The 4,206-nt window shown below is 34.3% G+C and carries 4 protein-coding genes; 3 read left to right on the top strand and 1 reads right to left on the bottom strand.

Going from position 1 to position 4,206, the window contains the following annotated elements; all coding sequences use genetic code 11:
• Positions 1–922: 922 nt before the first annotated feature.
• Positions 923–1,390 (bottom strand): Cys-tRNA(Pro) deacylase, encoded by a 468-nt coding sequence (gene ybaK, locus ACK1JC_RS16885; protein ID WP_409512957.1) that lies wholly within the window; start codon positions 1,388–1,390, stop codon positions 923–925.
• 229 nt (positions 1,391–1,619) lie between these two features.
• Between ybaK and ACK1JC_RS16880 the strand changes: the two genes are divergently transcribed.
• From ACK1JC_RS16880 to ACK1JC_RS16870, 3 genes are all read left to right on the top strand, one after another.
• On the top strand, positions 1,620–2,318 hold the full coding sequence (locus tag ACK1JC_RS16880) for a lysophospholipid acyltransferase family protein (protein WP_409512956.1): 699 nt from the start codon (positions 1,620–1,622) through the stop codon (positions 2,316–2,318).
• Positions 2,315–3,259 carry a phosphatidate cytidylyltransferase gene (locus tag ACK1JC_RS16875; RefSeq protein WP_409512955.1) on the top strand — a complete coding sequence of 315 codons (945 nt, stop codon included), beginning with the start codon at positions 2,315–2,317 and terminating at the stop codon, positions 3,257–3,259. The genes ACK1JC_RS16880 and ACK1JC_RS16875 overlap by 4 nt, the downstream gene beginning before the upstream one ends.
• A 233-nt stretch (positions 3,260–3,492) precedes the next feature.
• Positions 3,493–4,038: a lytic transglycosylase domain-containing protein gene (locus ACK1JC_RS16870; RefSeq protein ID WP_409512954.1), complete on the top strand. Its 546-nt coding sequence runs from the start codon at positions 3,493–3,495 to the stop codon at positions 4,036–4,038.
• Positions 4,039–4,206 lie beyond the last annotated feature (168 nt).

The following is a 4,206-nucleotide window of genomic DNA, read 5'->3' as shown; positions in this document are numbered from 1 at the left end:
AAATGGCCGAAGACTTTTATAAGTTGGCTGCCTAGAATCTCCCAAGGGAAAGTCTCCTGATAATTCAGCGTATATCACATTTAATGGATATCTCTAAAACATTAACCATGAAATTTTCATATTGCTTCCATATTTGAAGATAAGCATTTACTGACATTTGATATAATTTTATACCTGTATAGTAGAAACGCCTTTGTGGAGTAAAATTACCTTCGAGATCTGGATTAACTGCAAAATCAATTACCATTCCTGCCACCAATCAGAACAAGTGATAAATAGAGATATACTTAGGCTCACGCCTCTTATCTTGATATGCCTCATTCATCATAATTATAGCCAAATGATTTCGTATAAATTCATAGTCACTCTTGACATGTTCATCATAGATAATTAAAGATGTAATCGACTTTTCTAACTGAGCTTCCATGCTTGCAATAGCCCCCAAGCGATCTTGATAGCCCGAAGGTTTCTCTCCTGTACCATGTGCCTCATCACTGAATTATAATGACTTAGCTGTGCAACACTAATATTTAAGAAAAATTTGACTTATGAACTGTTTGAGGGAGTAGTATGATGGATATGCTTACATAAAAAGATCGCGACTTACTTCAGGCTATATTTAATGAAATGCAAATTTTAAAAACAAACTTTCACACAGCAAAATAAAAGACGTATAGGTCGTGCTGAGTTTGCAAAATTATTTAATATTGAACTAGAAACCTCGGATGCTAGAATTAGAGATGCTCATTCTACAAAACAACATCAGGATGGTAAAAAGAGTTATTGGCTCAATTCTTATGTTCAGTCTGTAGTTATGGATATTTAATTTAGCGACAAAACCACCATCTAGGTGGTTTTTTATGAGAAATGCTTTTTTGAGTAACTTTATTTTTCAACTAAATTTAACGAGTAAAAATACAGGTTATTCATCCAAAATATCAACGAACTCAGCAGATAATACTTCAGATAAATCTTGTGGTTTTAACCCAACATCTAAACCCCGTTTCCCTCCACTCACATACATTTTATTTAATGCTTTTGCAGAGGCATCAATCACTGTTTTTAAACGTTTTTTCTGACCAATTGGACTAATTCCACCGACCAAATACCCTGTTAAACGCTCAGCAACTTTTGGATCTGCCATATGCAGTTTTTTACAACCAAAAGCCCCTGCGACTTTCTTTAAACTCAACTGATGATTCACCGGTAAAATAGCCACAAAATAATTTTTATCGTCCGTGACCATTAAAGTTTTAAAGACCTCTTCAACTTCTAAGCCCAATTTTTCAGCTGCTTCTAAGCCAAAACTCTTTGCATTTACATCATGCTCATATTCATGAATAGAAAACTCAATCTTTTTTGATTTCAATGTTTTGCATGCAGGTGTCATCAATATTACCGCAGTAAAAATAGATGACTATTATAAGTCGCAAAACTCGCTCTGTTAAGCCTAAATTACTTATTCAAATGAATGTGGCTCAAAAACATCTCAACTCAATTTATTTAGTTTTTATTTTAAATCCATGATTTAAACTACAATTCACTTTACCTACCATGCGATTTTTTGCTTTAATAAGTAAATTTCAAATAATTTTTATATATAAATTTCGGTTCTGATCATGACTAAAAACACGTTAAATCAGCAACAAATTAAAGATTCAGACCTACCACAATCCAACATTGCGAGCCATTCTGTTGCACGTTTTATTGCTTTCTTAACTCGACGTGGTGCACGTTTACTTACAGGTGCTCGCAGTTTATGGGTCGGTTGTGAACCCGAATTAAAACAACGTATTTATTTTGCCAATCACAATAGTCATATCGATTTTATTCTACTTTGGTCATCACTCCCCAAAGATATGCGCAGACGTACACGTCCTGTTGCAGCTTCTGATTATTGGACAAAAGATGGATTCCGTCGATTTTTAATTCAAGATACATTCAATGGAGTTACAATAAAACGTAATCGTGAAAATAATGAAGATCCCTTACAACCCATTAAAGATGTATTAAAACAAGGTTATTCGATTATCTTTTTCCCTGAAGGTACACGAAATTTAGAAGATGATGTCGAACTTCTCCCTTTTAAAAGTGGTTTATACAATTTACATCGTGAGTTCCCTGACATTGATATTATTCCTGTTTGGATTTCAAATTTAAAACGTGTCATGCCTAAAGGTGCACTTGTTCCCCTGCCTTTACTTTCAACCATCATTTTTGGGTCGCCATTAGAACCGCACATGGAAATGGATAAAAAAGATTTTTTAGACTATGCACAACAAGAATTATTAAAATTAAAAGAGGTTGAATATCAATGATCTTAAATAATCTAGATAAAACCTATTTACTATTCGCAATATTTACAACTATTCTTATTTTTGCCTCATCTGTTGGACTTATTCTAAAAAAAAGATCGGGTGAACAACCTTCTGCTGTTATTGAAAACTTAAATGCACGTATTAATGCGTGGTGGGTCATGCTCATCGTCATTGGGTCTGCCATTGCACTCGGCAATACTGCTTTTATTATTCTATTTGGATTCATTTCTCTTTTTGCATTACGTGAATTTATCAGCCTTTTACCGACAAGACGAGGTGATTATTTTCCATTACTGATTGCATTTTACTTCGTAATTCCCTACCAATATTATCTTGTTTATATCGATTGGTATGGGCTGTACTCTATTTTTATTCCATTATACGTCTTTTTACTGATTCCAATTGCAAGCTTAAAACAAGAAGATACTACTCATTTCCTAGAGCGCAGTTCTAAAATTCAATGGGGATTGATGGTGAGTGTTTTTTGCATATCTCACGTTCCTGCACTCATGAATTTAAAATTACCAGGATTTGAAGGCGAAAAAATTTGGCTCGCTATTTGGCTCATTATGGTGGTTCAAGCCTCGGATGTTTTACAGTATGTTTGTGGAAAATTATTTGGAAAACATAAAGTTGCACCTATATTATCACCATCAAAAACACTTGAAGGTCTGATTGGTGGTGTTATTCTTGCAACAGCTTTAGGAGTTTCAATGGCATGGTTAACACCCTTTAGTTATCTACAAGCGACTGTGATTGGTTTTATTGTTTGTATTTTTGGCTTCTTTGGTGGCTTAGTGATGTCAGCCATTAAACGTGACCGTGGTGTAAAAGATTGGGGGCAACTCATTCAAGGACATGGTGGAATGCTTGATCGTATTGATTCTATTTGCTTTTCGGCGCCTATTTTCTTTCATATTCTAAGATATTGGTGGAGCTAAATTTTTCAATACATCATGAATAAACTCACCTTTGGCCCTTTAGTCAGTCATTCAATTTATCCTTTATACAACGGTTAGCAATTTATTTTTGATCAAGTTAAAGCAAAGCTAAGTTTTTGCTTTAACTCACAATAAATTAACAGGATAGATACTTTTATAAAAATAATAAATGCTAGACTCCATTTTGATCTCAATTTTTACATTCAACCTTGTGAAGTGAAAAATAAATTTTTATGAATACCCCGTTTTTATTTAATCATTTTTTCAAAATATCCCTCATTAGTTCAGTCTTATTCATTACTGCATGTTCATCATTAGGTGGTGGCTCTGTACAAAAACGAGCAACTAAATTATCTGCGGGTATTCAACAAGCGTATCGCGTTACTCCAAGTACAGCAGACCGAATCGCTCCCATTATTGTGCAAAATGCAGATCACTATAATGTCGATCCCTTACTCATTGCAGCAACAATTAGACAAGAATCCTCATACCGTAGCAATGTAACTTCATCAGCAGGTGCAGTAGGACTGACACAAGTTATTCCTCGCTATTGGCAACAATCCTGTCCTGGAAATTTATATGATGAATCCATTAATATTCAGTGTGGTACACATATACTAGCCAAATATGAACAATCAGCAGGTAGTTGGAAAAAAGCATTAGCTTACTATAATGTCGGACCGACAAATTATGAAAATAATCGAAAAATGAAACGGCAAGGTAAACGATATGCTAAACAAGTTAAGCAACATGAAAAGATGCTAAAGCGCGCATTATAAGTTTAATTTAGTATTAAATGCTTCATAATACGAAGAATCCCCACCATAAAGATGGGGTTCTCTTTTTTATTACGCAGTTTTTATGAATTGAACCTTATAAGTTCATTAAATACTCAACAATTTTTTGCTGATCGGCCATTTCAGCGGCTGCCTGCAATGTACTATAGC

Source organism: Acinetobacter sp. TY2, from assembly GCF_046269225.1.
Taxonomy (GTDB): Bacteria; Pseudomonadota; Gammaproteobacteria; order Pseudomonadales; family Moraxellaceae; genus Acinetobacter.
The sequence above is the reverse complement of the archived record's forward strand: the minus strand, read 5'-3'. Positions and strand labels throughout refer to the sequence as shown.

What these genes read in the sequence shown, in the direction of transcription:
- ybaK (WP_409512957.1), bottom strand. Translation starts at nt 1,390, where the DNA reads ATGACACCTGCATGCAAAACATTGAAATCAAAAAAGATTGAGTTTTCT.
- ACK1JC_RS16870 (WP_409512954.1), top strand. Translation starts at nt 3,493, where the DNA reads ATGAATACCCCGTTTTTATTTAATCATTTTTTCAAAATATCCCTCATT.
- ACK1JC_RS16880 (WP_409512956.1), top strand. Translation starts at nt 1,620, where the DNA reads ATGACTAAAAACACGTTAAATCAGCAACAAATTAAAGATTCAGACCTA.
- ACK1JC_RS16875 (WP_409512955.1), top strand. Translation starts at nt 2,315, where the DNA reads ATGATCTTAAATAATCTAGATAAAACCTATTTACTATTCGCAATATTT.